Here is a 14,417-nt window from a genome sequence, read left to right as displayed (position 1 = left end):
GATCAGTAGATGTCTTTCTGGGTGTTGATCACGTTGAACTTGCCGGTCGGGGTGACCAGCCGCTCGTCCTTGATCACGTGCTTCAGCTCGCGGGTCTCGTCGTCGACCACCACGATGGCGGAGGTGTCATCCATGGTGTTCCAGACGGAGAACCACACCTCGTCGCCGGCCTGGTTGTACTCCGGCTGCACCACGCGCTTGGGTCCTTCGCCCACGTCGGCCCACTCGGCGATCGGCAGCACCTCATAGCCCGCCTCCAGGTCGTTGATGTCGTAGACCGCCACGCTCTGGCTGATCGCCTCGTTGGGGTTGAGCGCGGTGTCGACGTAGAGGTTATCGGACTCCGGGTGGGTCTTGATGAACAGCGAGCCGCCGCCCTGACCTTCCAGGGTACGCACCACCTGCCAGGCGCTGTCCGGATGCCCTTCCGGGTCGGTGCCGATCAGCTGGATGGTGGCATCGCCCAGGTGGCTGGTGGCCCACACCGGTCCATGCTCGGGGTCGACGAAGTTGGCGCCGCGGCCCGGGTGCGGGATCTTGCCCACGTCGACGATGGCCTCGAGCTCACGCTCCTGGGCGTCGATGACCACGATCTGGTTGGACTCGTTGGCCGCGGTGAGGAAGTAGCGGCCCGAGGCGTCCCAGCCGCCGTCGTGCAGGAAGCGCGAGGTGTCGATCTCGACGGTGGAGAGCGCGTCCAGGTTCTCGTAGTTCACCAGACGGACCTTGCCGGTCTCCTTGATGTTGACGATGAACTCCGGGTGCTGGTGGGAGGCCACGATGGCCGCCACGCGGGGCTCCGGGTGGTACTCCTGCTCGCCGACGGTCATGCCGCGGGTCGCCACGATCTTCTTCGGCTCCAGGGTCTGGCCGTCCATGATCACGTACTGGGGCGGCCAGTAGGCGCCGGCGATGGCCAGGTCGTCCTCGTAGCCTTCGAACTTGGAGGTCTCGACGGAGCGTGCCTCCATGCCGATCTTGATGGTGGCGACGATGCTCGGGTCTTCCATCCACAGGTCGATCATGTCGATCTTGGCGTCGCGACCGATGACGAAGAGGTAGCGGCCGGAGGCGGACATGCGTGAGATGTGCACGGCATAGCCGGTGTCGAGGACCTTGACGATCTCCTTGGAGGCACCGTCGATCAGGGCGATCTGGCCGGCGTCACGCAGGGTGACCGAGAACAGGTTCTCGATGTCCAGGTCGTTCATCTTCTCGGTGGGGCGATCCTCGGGGGCGACCCGCACCTCCCAGGTATCCTTCATGTCGGCCATGCCGAATTCAGGAGGCTGCGGCGGCTCGTGCATGATGTACTTGGCCATCATCTCCACTTCATCCTCGGTCAGGTCGCCCGAGGTGCCCCAGTTGGGCATGCCGGCCGGAGAGCCGTAGTGGATGAACGCCTTGAGGTACTCGATACCACGTTCCTGGGTGATATCGGTGGTCAATGGCTTGCCGGTGGCGCCCTTGCGCAGCACGCCGTGACAGCCGGCGCAGCGCTGGAAGTAGATCTCCTTGGCCTGCTCGAACTCCGCGTCGGTCAGGTCCGGCGCGCCGGGGGTGCGAACCACCTTCGCCGAGCCCGGATCCACCGCAGACTCGGTGCCCTGATAGGCGGCCTGGGTCTCGTCGAGATCCTTCTTGCCATCCTGGGCGTGAGCCGCGGTGAGGCCCAGCGCGACGGTGGTGACCGCCACGGCCAGGGGCTTGAGGTACCAGTCTTTCTTCATCATCGTTCCACCTCTGTCATGATCCTTGAGTGCGCTGTCGCCAGGACATGGGCGAGTCATTGTTGTACTTCTCAATGGTGCACTTCGCCGGAGGCCAGCCGGCATCGCTGGGCCGATGACCTTCCTGCGCAGAGAGTGGCCCAATAACGCGCATAATTCATGCTCCTTTAATGCTCTCAGGCCGGCTATCCGGGGAGACATTGACCTGTATCAAAGCACGGAACGGCTACCCACAAAGGGAAATTGAGCCCTCCGGGCTTTGCTGATAAGCACAGGCATAGGAGACTTTCGTTGACGCCAATCAATACGCGCCGACGCCCGGGCAGGGACACTCTCCCCAACGCTTACCTCAGGAGTCGCCATGTTGCCGCCCCTCACCCTACGCCTCTCGCTGCTGGCCATGGCCTGGGTGCTGCCGCTCGCCGCCCAGGCCGAGGCGCCACTCTCCGCCGAACGCGAGGCCGAGCTCGAGACGCTGCTCTATCAGGACTGCGGCTCCTGCCACGGCATGACCCTGCGCGGCGGCCTGGGGCCTGAACTGCCCCGGTCACGCATGAACGCCTACAGCCAAGGCGGCCTGGCCGCGCTGATCCTCCACGGCGTCAAGGGCACCGCCATGCCCGGCTGGGAGGGCCTGCTCACCGAACAGGAGGCCCTGTGGCTCGCCGACCACCTGCAGAACGACAACCCCCTGGATGAGTGACGACGTCATGCCCATGATGCCCCCAGCACTTCGCAAACCCCTCGCCGCCGTCTCGCTACTCGCCCTGCTGGCCGGCTGTCAGGCGACTCCGACCGCCGAGCTGCGCGGCACCGGTGACCTCGGCGTGGTGGTGGAGCGCGCCACCGGCAGCCTGGCGGTGGTGGACACCAGCGAACGCCGCATCCTCGACCGGGTGGAGGGGCTGGGGGATCTCTCCCACGCCTCGATTAAGTTCTCCCGCGACGCCCGCTACGCCTTCGTGTTCGGTCGCGATGGCGGCCTGAGCCGGGTTGACCTGCTCACCGGCGAGATCACTCACCGGGTGATGCAGTCCGGCAACAGCATCGGCGGCGCCGTCTCCCAGGACGGCGCCCTGGTGGCGGTGGCCAACTACGAGCCGGGCGGCGTGAAGCTCTTCGACAGCGAGACCCTGGAGGAGGTGGCGGACATCCCTGCCACCTGGGTCGACGAGAAAGGCGAGGCGCAGCGCTCCAAGGTGGTGGGCCTGGTGGACGCCCCCGGTAACCGCTTCGTCTACAGCCTGTTCGAGGCCGGCGAGATTCACCTGATCGAGATGCGCGGCGACACCCCCGAGGTGACGCGATTCACCGATATCGGCAAGCAGCCCTACGATGCCCTGATCGGCCCCAACGGGCGCTACTACATCGCCGGGCTGTTCGGCGAGGATGGACTGGCGCTGCTCGACCTGTGGCACCCGGAGGCAGGCGTGCGGCGCATCCTCCCCGACTACGGCCGCGGGGAGGAGCGCCTGCCGGTCTACAAGATGCCCCACCTGGAGGGCTGGACCCTGGCCGGCGACGAGGCCTGGCTGCCGGCGGTGGGCCGCCACGAGGTGCTGGTCGCCGACAGCGACGACTGGTCACTGGTCGACCGCATCCCGGTCCATGGCCAGCCGATCTTCGTGATGCGGCGCCCGGACGAGCGTCAGATCTGGGTGAACTTCGCCCACCCCGACAACGACGTGGTGCAGGTGATCGATACCGAATCCCGCGAGGTCGTCGCCACCCTCACGCCCGGCGAGGCGGTTCTGCACATGGAGTTCACCCCCAAGGGGGAGCAGGCCTGGGTCTCGGCCCGGGACAGTGATCGGGTAGTGGTCTACGACACCCGTACCCTGGAAGAGATCACGCGTCTCGACAGCGAGTCGCCCAGCGGCATCTTCTTTACCGACCGAGCGCACCGTATCGGGCTCTGATGACCCGGCCACCGGAAGCAAGGAAGGCGCCCCGCGGGGCGCCTTCCTTCATCATGGCCTGGCCTGCGACTAGCGCCGCACGTGCAACGGCACCTCGGAGTAGCCGCCGGCGGGGTAGAGGGCGCGAACCGCGGGGCGGCCCGGCAGCAGGGTGATGTCGACGGTGGCGTCGAGCAGCGCGTCCATGAAGTCCTTGAGCTCCATGCGCGCCAGCGGCGCCCCGGGGCAGACGTGGACACCGGCGCCATACAGCAGGTTGTCCTGCGGGTCGCGATCCAGGCGCACCTCATCGGGGTCACCGAACACCGCCTCGTCGCGGTTGACCGAGCCCCACAGGATCGTCAGACGCTCACCCGCCTCGAGTCGACGGCCACCGATCTCCACCGGGCAGGTAGCGATGCGCCGGTTGGACATCAGCGGGGCATCGAGACGCAGGACCTCGTCGATGGCCGCCGGCAGCAGCTTCCGCTCGGCGCGCAGTCGCCCCTGGAGTTCCGGATCGGCCGCCAGATAGCGCATCAGGATACCGATGCTCGCCGAGATGGTGCCGAGTTCACCCACCGTCCAGTTGCGCAGGATGCTGACGATCTCTTCGTCGGCGAGCGCGCGCCCCTCGACGGTCTCGTTCATGATGCGAGTGGTGACGTCATCGGGGGCGTCATCGCCGGCCGCGCGGCGGCTGGCCAGTTGCTCACGGATCACGCCATCGAATTCCAGCGCCAGCTCGCCCAGCGCCTCTCGGTCCTGGGCCAGAGTGGCGGCCTGCTGACGCTTCACCCAGGCACGCAGTGGCTCGTGAAGTGCGGTGGGCCAGCCCATGAAGGCGCACTGGATCTCCAGGGCGAAATCCTGGCCCATCTCGGCCATCGCCTCCATCTCACCGTCGGCGGGCAGCCGAGCCACGACCCCTTCGGCGATGGCGCGGCACCGGGGGGCGAACTCGGCCATGGCCTCGGGGCCGAAATAGGGCTCGATGATCCGCCGGAAGCGGGTATGCTCGGGCGGATCCATGGCGTTGGGCACCGACAGGTGGCGGCTGGCCACGTTGCTGAAGGTCTCGTGGTCCTCGAGCACGCGCATCACGTCGGCATGGCGAAACAGCGACCACTGCAGATAGTCGCTGAAGGCCACCGGGCAACGGTGGCGCATCTCGTCATAGGCGCTGATCTGGTCGTTCAGCACATTCTCGGCGCGCGGGTCCCAGTCCTGCTGGCGCGTATCGCTCATGTCATCTCCTGAAAGAAAATAAGAGAGTCTTTGTCGCCATGAGAGCATGCGCCCTCGAAGGCTGCATTGACGCAAGTCAGCGGCCCCTGACTGGCCTAGTGGAATTCGGGCCAGCCGGGAAGGCAGAACTCTTCCTGCAGGTGGCGAAGCTCCGGCTGGTGCAGCTCGGCAATGCGCCGGGCCAGCTCGGCGCCACGGTCCAGCAGGTGCACCTCGATACGCCGGCGGTCGCCACGGCTCGCGCGGCGCTCCACCAGGCCCAGCTGCTCACAGCGATCGACCAGCGCCACCGTGCCGTGGTGCTTGGCCTGGAGCCGCTCGGCCAGCTCGCCGATGGACGCCCACTCCCGCCTCTCGAACCCCAGCAGATGAAGCAGCAGCTGGTACTGCAGCGGCGTCAGGCCGTGCTCGCGACAGATATCCTCGCTCTGCCGCAGGAAGCAGCGCAGCTGGTAGCGAAAGTGAGAAAGGCGCTGAAAGTCCTGCTTGGTCAGGGCGTCATCGCTCATGGAAGAGTACCCGGCATGTACATGGACACTATCTCCGCCGCTTGACAGTAGGTGGGTTGCTGCCTAAACGTTAAGCAACAATATCATAGAATGATACTTCCCCACCGACGAGGATGCCGCAATGAACCCGCTGACCGTGATCCGACTGCCCTTTACCCGCCAGGCGGGCTGGAAGAGCCTGCAGCAACGCAAGCCTTCGATCCCGGTGCTTGCCTGGGGCCTGGTGCTGCCCATGTCGCTGCTGCCGCCGGTGCTGCTCTACTATGCCGGCACTCACTACGGTGACGGCTTCGTCATGGGCTTCGCCGACCGGGAGTGGCGCTTCATCACCACCATCCTGTTCCTGGCCGAGTTGCTCACCTTCTTCGTGATGGGCTGGCTGATTCATGCCGTCGTCAATGGCACTCGCGAACTGTCGATCGACTATCACGACGCCTACCTGCTGGCCGCGCTGGCACCACTGCCGCTGTGGTCCTCGGCGATCGTGCTGCTGATCCCCAGCCTGCTGCTCAACAGCCTGGCGGTACTGGTGGCCCTGGGCATCTCATGCAGCCTGGTCTACCACGGCCTCCAGGCGCTGTGCGAACGCAGCGAAAACGACGTCACCACCATGTCGGCGGCCTACACCATTATGGCGGCCGGGGTACTGGCCTGGGGCCTGTTGATGGCCATCGTCTGGGCCTATTGAGCCGCGACCCTTGATGCGGTGCAGCGTCGCGGGGCTGGCATCGACGGGGATGAACATGTAATTTACATGCACTTTATAAACATCCCCGACTCGGAGCCCCTCGATGCTGACCCAGGAACAGGAACAGCTGATCGCCGCCACCGCCCCGGTAGTGGCCGAACACCTCGACGCCATCACCCAGCGCTTCTACCCGCTGCTGTTCGAGCGCTATCCGCAGGTAAAGCCGCTGTTCAACCAGGCACACCAGGCTGACGGCGGCCAGCCGCGGGCACTGGCCGGCGCCGTGCTGGCCTATGTGCAGTTGCGCCACGATCGCGAGAAGGTGCGCGAGACCCTGGCCACGGTGGTCGGCAAGCATGTCTCCCTGGACATCCGCCCAGAGCACTACCCCCTCGTTGGCGAATGCCTGATGGCCGCCATCGGCGAGGTGCTGGGCGACGCCGTGACGCCGGAGATCGCCGCCGCCTGGGAGGGCGTCTACGAGGAGCTGGCCGGGCTGCTCATCGAGCTGGAGGCGCACCGCTACCGCGAGTTCGAGAGCATACCCGGCGGCTGGGGTGGCCCCCGCGAGTTCCGGGTCGCGGCGACGCACCAGGAGAGTGCGGTGATCCGCTCCTTCGTGCTCGAGCCGGTGGACGACGGCCCGGTCGCCGACCATGAGCCCGGCCAGTTCATCGGCGTCAAGCTCACCATCGATGGCGAGCCGGTCTATCGGCACTACAGCCTGTCGGCCCTGCCCAACGGCCGGAGCTACCGGATCTCGGTCAAGCGCGAGCCCCAGGGCCGAGCCAGCCGTCACCTGCACGACGCCATGAGCGTCGGCGACACCCTGGCGCTGCTGCCGCCGGCCGGCGACCTGACCCTGGAAGACGGTGACGAGCCCCTGCTGCTGGCCAGCGGTGGCGTCGGCCAGACGCCGATGCTCCCCATGGCCCGCCATGCCCTGGCCGAGGGGCGACGAGTGGTCTATCTGCATGCCGCCCTGGATGCCGAGCACCACGCCTTCCGTGACGAGGTAGCGGCCCTGGCCGCTGAGCACCCTCAGCGGCTCCGTGCGGTGAGCGTGCACGAGCGCGGCGATGAGGCCGACCATACCGGCCGAATCGACCGCGAGCTGCTCGCCAGCCTGCTGCCCGAGGATGCCCGCTGCTACTTCGTGGGCCCCCAGGGCTTCATGACCGCCATGGACCGAGCGCTGGCCGAGCTGGGCGTGCCCGACGAGCGTCGCCACTACGAGCATTTCGGGCCGTCCCGCCCGCTCGACGCCGCCTGAAGCCGGCCCCACCCCCATAACAGAGACGCCCCGGTCTGGCCGGGGCGTCGTTATCAGAAAGAAGCAGAATCAGTATATATCGAGGCGTGCAAGGTCTCGGGTCTGCAGTCTGGCCTCGGCCTCCTGCTGCTCGGCCAGCTGGCGAAAAAGCTCGGCCTCCTCGGGAATCGACGCCAGCTCACTGCGCAACCGATACATATCCTTCAGCGTCTGGTGCGCTGTCATCACGTTGGCCAATACATCCTGAACATCATGGCAACCGAGACAAGGCGGGATGCGCCCCAGCACGCTTGGGTGCCCGAACTCCTGGCTATCGATAAGCCAAGTGGTCAGGAGGCCGTCGTCGGCATCCTCCAGATAGGCTGCCATGCCATCACGCAAGCGATTCTCACGATCAGCCAGAAATACCAGCGCCATTTTTATGCGTTCATCCGGGGCCGTCTCGGCCAGGCGTGTGTACTGGGCACCCAGTTGCCGATGGAAGTCGTGGATCCACTCCAGCAGGTCCTGCACCTGTCGAAAAGCCATGACCAGGCTCCCGTAGATAGATGGGTTGTCAGCTGCCACGCGTCAGCAGCATCGCCTTGATATGACCGATGGCGCGCATCGGATTGAGCCCCTTGGGACACACCCAGGTGCAGTTGGCGATCTGCCGGCAGCGAAAGACGCTGAAGGGGTCGTCGAGCGCGGCCAGGCGCTCATCGGTGGCGGTATCACGGCTGTCGATCAGGAAGCGGTAGGCCTGAATCAGGCCAGCCGGGCCGATGTACTTGTCCGGGTTCCACCACCAGGAAGGGCAGGCCGAACTGCAGCAGGCGCAGAGGATGCACTCATAGAGGCCGTCGAGCTTCTCGCGCTCATCGGGGCTCTGCAGCCGCTCGCGGGCGGTGGGCGGGGCATCGCTGATCAGCCAGGGTCGGATCTTCTCGAACTGGCGAAAGAACAGCGTCTGGTCGACCACCAGGTCTCGAATCACCGGCATGCCCGGCAGCGGCCGCAGGGTCAGGGTGCCGTCTCGGTCTAGTACCTCCTCTACCGGCGTGATACAGGCCAGGCCATTCTTGCCATTGATGTTCATGCCATCGGAGCCGCATACGCCTTCCCGACAGGAGCGCCGATAGGCCAGAGTGGCATCACGCTGCTTCAGGTGCTCGAGCACGTCGAGCACCATGGTCTTGCGGAAACGCTCCTCGACTTCCAGGCGTTCCATCCGCGGCAGGTCATCCTCCTCGGGATGGTAGCGATAGAGCCTTACCTTGATCATGACCGACCTCCGCTCCTGATTGCCCTTCTGCGTGGATCATGCCGCCCTGCAGGCACGACCTGCCTGCCGCGTCGTCCGACTCACTCTCGCCAGTAGTCATTGGCCGCAGCGACGGTCTGGAAGTGAGTCGCGATGACGTGAGACGCCGCGATAAGGCTGTCGGCATCCTCCGCATATTCGGGGCGCTGCGCCTTGCGCACCGCGGCGTCCGGCTGGGTGGTCGCCACTCCTTTCTGTGAGAGCGTCACCGCCAGCGCAAACCCCTCCTGGGGCGTTTCAGTGATCAGGCTCGGCAGCCAGGAAACAGTGGAATCCATCGCTTCATGGTCATCGGCCATGGCGGCACTACCCAGCAACAGCGGGACAGTCAGCATCAGCGCACTTGCAACCTTGCCTGACGAGAGAAACACAGAACGATGAGTCGACATGATGGCCTCCGACTTCTCAAGAAGAACGAGCCTCCCGGACCCGTCACTAAAATGCATTAAAGATACATATTCAAGGTTAGCCAAGGGGCCGGCCCCGTCAAGGTGGGGCCGGCGGGCCCCGTTCCACGTCGCTAAGCATCCGCGGGAGGTTCGCGGCTCCAGCCCCAGTCATCGAACAGCACGTAGAGCGCCGGGATCACCAGCAGCACCAGCAGGGTCGCGCTGAGCAGGCCGAACACCACGGCGATCACCAGTGGCTTGATGGCATCGGCCTGGGTGCTGGTCTCGGCCAGCAGCGGCGCCAGGCCGGCGATGGTGGTCGTGGAGGAGATCAGGATGGCACGCAGCCGGTCGCGGCTGGCCTGACCGGCGGCCGCCACCGCGTCCAGGCCGCGCTCGCGGTGCGTCTTGATGAAGTGGATCAGCAGGATGGCATTGTTGACCACGATACCGGCCAGCGAGGCGGCACCGATCAGCGAGGGCATGGAGAGGTAGTAGCCCATCAGCACGTGTCCCCAGATGGCCCCGATAAAGGCCAGCGGAATGGAGAGCATGACAATCAGCGGCTCCATATAGCTGCGGAACTGGAAGGAGAGGATCACGAAGATTCCCACCAGACCGATCAACAGGCCACGCGCGATGGAGCCGCCGGTCTCCGCGGAGCTGGCCACCTGCCCCTCGAAGGTGACGGCTACCTCGGGGTGGCGCGCCTCGAAGTCGGCCAGCCAGCCACCATCCACCAGGTCGTCGACGATGGCCTGGGCGCTGGCCCGGCGGGCATCGACGTTGGCCTCCACGGTGGCCGTGCGCCGACCATCGATGCGGGTGATGCGCGCCCACTCGCGGCGCTCGGCCACGTCGGTGACCACCGAGAGTGGCACCCGGCTGCCGTCGGGCAGCAGCAGGGTCTGGTCGGCCAGATCATCGAGGCCATCGCGGTCGGCCTCGGCCTGGCGCACCAGCACCTCTATCTCCTGCTCGCCGATACGCTGGGTATCGGCAATCTCGCCGAGCAGTGCCGCACGCAGCTGGCCGGCCACCTCCTCGGCGGTCAGCCCGAGCCCATGGGCCCCAGGCGCCATGGCGTAGGCGCGCTGGGGCTTGCCCAGTCGCTGATCATCCATGACGTTATAGACCGCCGAGTAGCCCTCCAGGCGTTCGGTCAGCTCCAGCGCCGCCGCCTTCATGGCATCGAGATCCTCGCCGCTCAGGCGCACCTCTATCGGCACCCCGGCGGGGCCGAAGCCCGGCTCCTGGATGATCAGGCGCTGCACACCCGCAATTTCGCCGATCGCTTCGCGCCAGGCGGCAGTCAAGGCATCCAGGGTCAGGGTACGCCTCTCGGCGGTGAGCAGGTCGACGCTGACCGTGGCCACATGGGGCCCTGCCTCACGCGCGCTGAGGTTATGGTTGAAGCGCACCTGCATCGCCTCGACCAGCGTCGCGCCGTCGGGCTGTTCGGGCGAATAGCGGACATCGAGCTCACTCATGGCCGATGCCACCCGCCCGGCCACCGCCTCGGTGCGCTCGAGCGGCGTGCCCTGGGGCATCAGGATGCGCGCCTCCAGCACGTCGCCGTCGATATCGGGCATCGCCTCGCTGCCAAGGTGGCCACCGGCCATGAAACCGACCGACCCCAGCATCACGGCGAGCATCGCGCCGAGCACCCCATGGCGGAAGCGGATCGCCCGGTCGGCCAGCCTTCCCACGCCCTCGCGGAAGTGCTCGAAGCCACGATCGAAGGCGCTGCGAAACCGGGAATCATGGCCCTGCTGCAGATGCGTCACGCTCCCCTTGAGATGATGAGGCAGGATCCAGAACGCCTCGACCAGGCTCGCCCCCAGGGCGGCGATCAACACCACCGGCAGGACCTCGAGCACCGCGCCCATCTCGCCGGCCAGGAAGGAGAGCGGCACGAAGACCGAGGCGGTGGTCAGAAACGACGACAGCACCCCGGGCAGCACCTGACGGGTCCCGGATACCACCGCTGCCAGCGGCGAGGCACTCTCCCCCGCGTGGGCGGCGATGCTGTCGGTGATGACGATGGCGTCGTCCATGACGATGCCGATGGCCATCAGCAGTCCCACCAGGGTGATCATGTTCAGGGTGAGCCCGCTGAGTCCCATCACCAGGAAGGCGCCCATGAAGGCGGCGGGCAACCCCAGCACCGCCCACAGTGCCAGGCGTGGCCGAAAGAACAGGCTCATCACCAGCACCACCAGCGCAAGCCCCATCAGGCCGTTGGCCACCAGCATCTGCAGACGGTCGCGGACGATGCCGGTCATGTCCTGGGTCAGGGTCAGCGTTACGCCACCCTCGAAGCGGCGACGCTCCGCTTCGATCAGCGCTTCAAGCTCCTCCTTTACCGTCAGGGCGTCATCGCGCAGGCTCTTGCTTACTTCCAGCACCAGCGACGGCTCGCCGTTGAAGACAATCTTCTCCTCATCGCGCTCACCGGTTTCGCTGAGGGTGGCGATATCGCCCAGCGTCAGCTCACCGCCGGCCGGGTCGGAGACCACCACCAGGCGCGCAAGCTCGGCAAGCGAGCGGCGCTGGTCGGTAAAGCGCAGCAGGATATCGCGCCCGGGGGTCTCCAGGGTGCCCAGCGGCAGGTCGAGGCTCTGGGCCGAGATGCGCCGCGCCAGCTCGCGGGCCGAGAGGCCGTGCTGGCCGAGCACCTCGCCGGGCACCTCCACTTGCCACTGGCGCTGAGACATGCCGTGAATCGCCACCTTGGCCACACCGGGCAGGGCCATGATGCGCTCCTCCAGGCGCAAGGCGTACTCCTCGAGCTGCGAGGTAGGCATATCGGAAGAGACCGCGACTGCCGCCACCAGGTCGCTGCGATGCAGTTCGCGCACCACCGGCGGGTCTGCCCGGGCCGGAAACTCGCTGATGGCAGCGACCTCGGTGTCGATCTCGCTGAGAAAACGCAGGGAATCGCCGCCGGCCTGCATGGTGGCGGTGGCACTGGCCAGATTGTCCTGGGCCACGCAGACAAACTCGTCGAGGTACTCCACCCCCTTGACCGCCTCATGCAGGCGCCGGCACACGGCATCCTCCACGTCGGCCGCGCTGGCTCCGCGGTAGACCACCTCGACGCTCACCTCCACCGGGCGATAATCGGGGAATGTCTCGCGCTTGAGCGTTGGGGCCGCAAAGAGTCCGGCGGCGAGCAGCAGCACCAGCAGCAGATTGGCGGCGGTGGGGTGAGCGGCAAACCAGCGGATCATGGCTGCGCTTCCTCATGTTCTTCGCCCAGCGCCTGGCCGGCAATTTGCGCCTCCAGGTTCCGGTCACGCTGCCCGGCGACGGCCATCCCGGCAATTGCCGTGGACAGGTCATCGACCACCACACTCTCGCCGGGGGCGAGGCCGGCTGAAATCACCGCCAGATCCCCCTGCTCGAAGGCCACGCTCACCACCCGCCGCTCGAGACGTTGATCGGCATCCACCAGCCACACTTCGCCCTGATGCACCGCACCGGCCGGTATCGCCAACCGTGGTTCAGGGCTCGACGCGGTAAGCCGCACCCTTACGTACATGTCACGCTGCAGCGGTGGGCGATCCGGCGGCCGGGCACCTCGGTAGGGGTGATCGACCCGCACCACGGCACGCACCGTTCGCGTGGCCGGGTCCAGCCCGCTGGCCACTCGCACCAGTTCACCCGACCAGCCAACGCCCTCGGCACCGACCAGAAGCAGCTCGGCATCAACCGCCGAGAAATCCAGCCGTTCGCCCAGATCCAGACCCTGGCCGAAGGGTTCTTCGGGCAGAACCGCCCCCAGCAGACGACGCATCATGCCGATGGGAATATGCGCCTCCACCTCGGCGGCGGCCAGGCTCTCGGCCTGGAACAGTCGCTGCCCGCTGCCCACGAACTGGTGCAGCTCCACCTCGACGTCGTTCAGGCGCAGGTCATAGGGCGCCTCGAAGCGGGTATCCGACAGGTCCTTCCGGGCCTGGGCCAGGCGCACCTCGGCCCGTTCACGCTGGGCCTGGAGCACCTCGCGCCGCGCGGGCATCAGTGCCAGAGTGTTCTCCAGAGAGGCCACCGCCCGACGTTGCCCCACGGTGCTGCGTCGCTGCTCGTCACGCCGCGAGATGGAGACCGAGCCGCTGGCCGCCAGACGCTCGATGCGTGACAGCTCCTGCTCGGCCAGGGCAAGCGCCTGCTGCTCCAGCGCCAGCAGGCGGCCGGTGTTCTTCTCCTCGGCCTCGATCTGCGACAGTTCGCCGTCCAGGCTTGAAAGCTCCGCCTCCGCCTCGGCAATGGCCAGCTCATAGCGGCTAGGGTCCAGCGCCACCAGCAGCGTGCCCTCGGACAGCAGGGTACCGCTCGCAAGCTCAGGATGACGCTCCACCACGCGCCCCGCCACGTTGGCAACCGCCTGCCAGGTCTCGGCGGGACGCGCCACGCCGTGACCACGTGCCTCCAGGCGAAAATCCAGGGGACGGACCTCGACGGTCCTGACCGGGGTGGCGGATACCGCCGTTTCCTGGCGCTCGGGAGCCTGGCGATTGGCCACGAAGAACATCAGCAGCGCCACCCCCACGACGACGCCGACCAGCACCGCCACCCCCCTTCCCAATCGCCGTACCCAGGACCTCATGTATCACCTCCCGCCTCACCGCGAATGCCGTATTGATAGAGATCGAAGGCCGCCGGTGCCCGGTCGACGATACCGGCCACGTCATCGGCGATCAGCGACTGCAACACCAGTCCCTGTACACAGCCGATAAACTGGACCGTCGCAGCATCCAGATCGAGCCCGGGGCGCAACTGACCCTGCTGCCTGGCCTTCTCGAGCAGCTCCAGCAGGCGGGCGCGGTAGCGCTCCATCAGGCCTCGCACCAGACGGCTGGCAGCGGTAGGCCGCGGATACTGCAACTGGCCCATCAGCAGTCGCGGAACCCCGGGGTGTTCACCGATAAAGATCACATGAGCCAGAAACATCGCCTCCAGTGCCGCCAGGGGGTCCTCGACGCCCTCGGCAGCGCTAGCGACCCGCGCCATGACCCGCTCGGCGATCCAGGCCACCGCGGCCTCCCAGATCGCCTCCTTGTTGGGGAAGTGGCGAAACAGCGCTCCCTGGGTAACCCCCATGCGCCGGGCGATGCGCCCGGTGGTCAGGGTGGCGGGCTCTTCACTGCCGCACAGCTCGATCACCGTTTCCACGGTGCGCTCACGGCGCTCGTCGGCGGGGAGGTGCTGACGTTGGGGCATGTTGGAATCTCAAAAGATAGTAATTGATTACTACCTTAGACAGTCGCCTGCCGCTCTGCCAGGCCTCGTTGTCACACCTCTGACCACGATCAATTTATGCGGGAAAGTCACTGAATATCATGGGCACAGCCCTCCCCAGAAACCCTAACTTAT

General features: G+C 66.4%; 13 protein-coding genes. 4 read left to right on the top strand and 9 right to left on the bottom strand.

Going from position 1 to position 14,417, the window contains the following annotated elements; all coding sequences use genetic code 11:
- Positions 1–2: 2 nt before the first annotated feature.
- The gene (locus RAN53_RS08395; RefSeq protein WP_305796364.1) at positions 3–1,733 is read right to left on the bottom strand and encodes a nitrite reductase; all 1,731 of its coding nucleotides are present in this window, start codon (positions 1,731–1,733) and stop codon (positions 3–5) included.
- A gap of 358 nt (positions 1,734–2,091) precedes the next feature.
- On the opposite strand from RAN53_RS08395, the gene RAN53_RS08390 reads away from it, so the two are divergent.
- Complete coding sequence (locus RAN53_RS08390) at positions 2,092–2,433, top strand: c-type cytochrome (protein ID WP_305796363.1); 342 nt, start codon at positions 2,092–2,094, stop codon at positions 2,431–2,433.
- Entirely contained in the window at positions 2,426–3,649 is a 1,224-nt protein-coding gene (locus tag RAN53_RS08385) for a cytochrome D1 domain-containing protein (protein WP_305796362.1), read from the top strand. The genes RAN53_RS08390 and RAN53_RS08385 overlap by 8 nt, the downstream gene beginning before the upstream one ends.
- Positions 3,650–3,718: 69 nt before the next feature.
- Here the strand turns inward: RAN53_RS08385 and RAN53_RS08380 are convergent, their stop codons facing one another.
- Complete coding sequence (locus tag RAN53_RS08380; RefSeq protein WP_305796361.1) at positions 3,719–4,876, bottom strand: cytochrome P450; 1,158 nt, start codon at positions 4,874–4,876, stop codon at positions 3,719–3,721.
- Between the two features lie 95 nt (positions 4,877–4,971).
- Entirely contained in the window at positions 4,972–5,385 is a 414-nt protein-coding gene (locus RAN53_RS08375) for a MarR family winged helix-turn-helix transcriptional regulator (RefSeq protein ID WP_305796360.1), read from the bottom strand.
- Between the two features lie 121 nt (positions 5,386–5,506).
- Here RAN53_RS08375 and RAN53_RS08370 point away from each other — a divergent pair, with 121 nt between their 5' ends.
- Together RAN53_RS08370 and hmpA are read left to right on the top strand one after the other, a co-directional pair.
- Positions 5,507–6,073 carry a YIP1 family protein gene (locus RAN53_RS08370; RefSeq protein ID WP_305796359.1) on the top strand — a complete coding sequence of 189 codons (567 nt, stop codon included), beginning with the start codon at positions 5,507–5,509 and terminating at the stop codon, positions 6,071–6,073.
- A gap of 103 nt (positions 6,074–6,176) precedes the next feature.
- Positions 6,177–7,346: an NO-inducible flavohemoprotein gene (gene hmpA, locus RAN53_RS08365; protein ID WP_305796358.1), complete on the top strand. Its 1,170-nt coding sequence runs from the start codon at positions 6,177–6,179 to the stop codon at positions 7,344–7,346.
- A gap of 69 nt (positions 7,347–7,415) precedes the next feature.
- Here hmpA and RAN53_RS08360 read toward each other — a convergent pair whose 3' ends face one another.
- The 6 genes from RAN53_RS08360 to RAN53_RS08335 all read right to left on the bottom strand — a co-directional run bounded on the left by RAN53_RS08360 (position 7,416) and on the right by RAN53_RS08335 (position 14,264).
- Positions 7,416–7,874: a 2-hydroxyacyl-CoA dehydratase gene (locus tag RAN53_RS08360; protein WP_305796357.1), complete on the bottom strand. Its 459-nt coding sequence runs from the start codon at positions 7,872–7,874 to the stop codon at positions 7,416–7,418.
- A gap of 28 nt (positions 7,875–7,902) precedes the next feature.
- Complete coding sequence (locus RAN53_RS08355) at positions 7,903–8,610, bottom strand: succinate dehydrogenase iron-sulfur subunit (protein WP_305796356.1); 708 nt, start codon at positions 8,608–8,610, stop codon at positions 7,903–7,905.
- Between the two features lie 80 nt (positions 8,611–8,690).
- Entirely contained in the window at positions 8,691–9,038 is a 348-nt protein-coding gene (locus tag RAN53_RS08350) for a hexameric tyrosine-coordinated heme protein (protein ID WP_305796355.1), read from the bottom strand.
- Between the two features lie 131 nt (positions 9,039–9,169).
- On the bottom strand, positions 9,170–12,271 hold the full coding sequence (locus RAN53_RS08345; RefSeq protein WP_305796354.1) for an efflux RND transporter permease subunit: 3,102 nt from the start codon (positions 12,269–12,271) through the stop codon (positions 9,170–9,172).
- Positions 12,268–13,650, bottom strand: a complete 1,383-nt coding sequence (locus RAN53_RS08340) for an efflux RND transporter periplasmic adaptor subunit (RefSeq protein WP_305796353.1) — start codon at positions 13,648–13,650, stop codon at positions 12,268–12,270. Before RAN53_RS08340 ends, RAN53_RS08345 begins: the two co-directional genes overlap by 4 nt.
- Positions 13,647–14,264: a TetR/AcrR family transcriptional regulator gene (locus tag RAN53_RS08335; RefSeq protein ID WP_305796352.1), complete on the bottom strand. Its 618-nt coding sequence runs from the start codon at positions 14,262–14,264 to the stop codon at positions 13,647–13,649. The genes RAN53_RS08340 and RAN53_RS08335 overlap by 4 nt, the downstream gene beginning before the upstream one ends.
- Between the last annotated feature and the right edge of the window lie 153 nt (positions 14,265–14,417).

Origin of the sequence: Halomonas sp. SSL-5, from assembly GCF_030708455.1 — a bacterium.
GTDB lineage: Bacteria > Pseudomonadota > Gammaproteobacteria > Pseudomonadales > Halomonadaceae > Halomonas.
The sequence above is the reverse complement of the archived record's forward strand: the minus strand, read 5'-3'. Positions and strand labels throughout refer to the sequence as shown.

What these genes read in the sequence shown, in the direction of transcription:
- RAN53_RS08395 (WP_305796364.1), bottom strand. Translation starts at nt 1,733, where the DNA reads ATGATGAAGAAAGACTGGTACCTCAAGCCCCTGGCCGTGGCGGTCACC.
- RAN53_RS08390 (WP_305796363.1), top strand. Translation starts at nt 2,092, where the DNA reads ATGTTGCCGCCCCTCACCCTACGCCTCTCGCTGCTGGCCATGGCCTGG.
- RAN53_RS08385 (WP_305796362.1), top strand. Translation starts at nt 2,426, where the DNA reads ATGAGTGACGACGTCATGCCCATGATGCCCCCAGCACTTCGCAAACCC.
- RAN53_RS08380 (WP_305796361.1), bottom strand. Translation starts at nt 4,876, where the DNA reads ATGAGCGATACGCGCCAGCAGGACTGGGACCCGCGCGCCGAGAATGTG.
- RAN53_RS08375 (WP_305796360.1), bottom strand. Translation starts at nt 5,385, where the DNA reads ATGAGCGATGACGCCCTGACCAAGCAGGACTTTCAGCGCCTTTCTCAC.
- RAN53_RS08370 (WP_305796359.1), top strand. Translation starts at nt 5,507, where the DNA reads ATGAACCCGCTGACCGTGATCCGACTGCCCTTTACCCGCCAGGCGGGC.
- hmpA (WP_305796358.1), top strand. Translation starts at nt 6,177, where the DNA reads ATGCTGACCCAGGAACAGGAACAGCTGATCGCCGCCACCGCCCCGGTA.
- RAN53_RS08360 (WP_305796357.1), bottom strand. Translation starts at nt 7,874, where the DNA reads ATGGCTTTTCGACAGGTGCAGGACCTGCTGGAGTGGATCCACGACTTC.
- RAN53_RS08355 (WP_305796356.1), bottom strand. Translation starts at nt 8,610, where the DNA reads ATGATCAAGGTAAGGCTCTATCGCTACCATCCCGAGGAGGATGACCTG.
- RAN53_RS08350 (WP_305796355.1), bottom strand. Translation starts at nt 9,038, where the DNA reads ATGTCGACTCATCGTTCTGTGTTTCTCTCGTCAGGCAAGGTTGCAAGT.
- RAN53_RS08345 (WP_305796354.1), bottom strand. Translation starts at nt 12,271, where the DNA reads ATGATCCGCTGGTTTGCCGCTCACCCCACCGCCGCCAATCTGCTGCTG.
- RAN53_RS08340 (WP_305796353.1), bottom strand. Translation starts at nt 13,650, where the DNA reads ATGAGGTCCTGGGTACGGCGATTGGGAAGGGGGGTGGCGGTGCTGGTC.
- RAN53_RS08335 (WP_305796352.1), bottom strand. Translation starts at nt 14,264, where the DNA reads ATGCCCCAACGTCAGCACCTCCCCGCCGACGAGCGCCGTGAGCGCACC.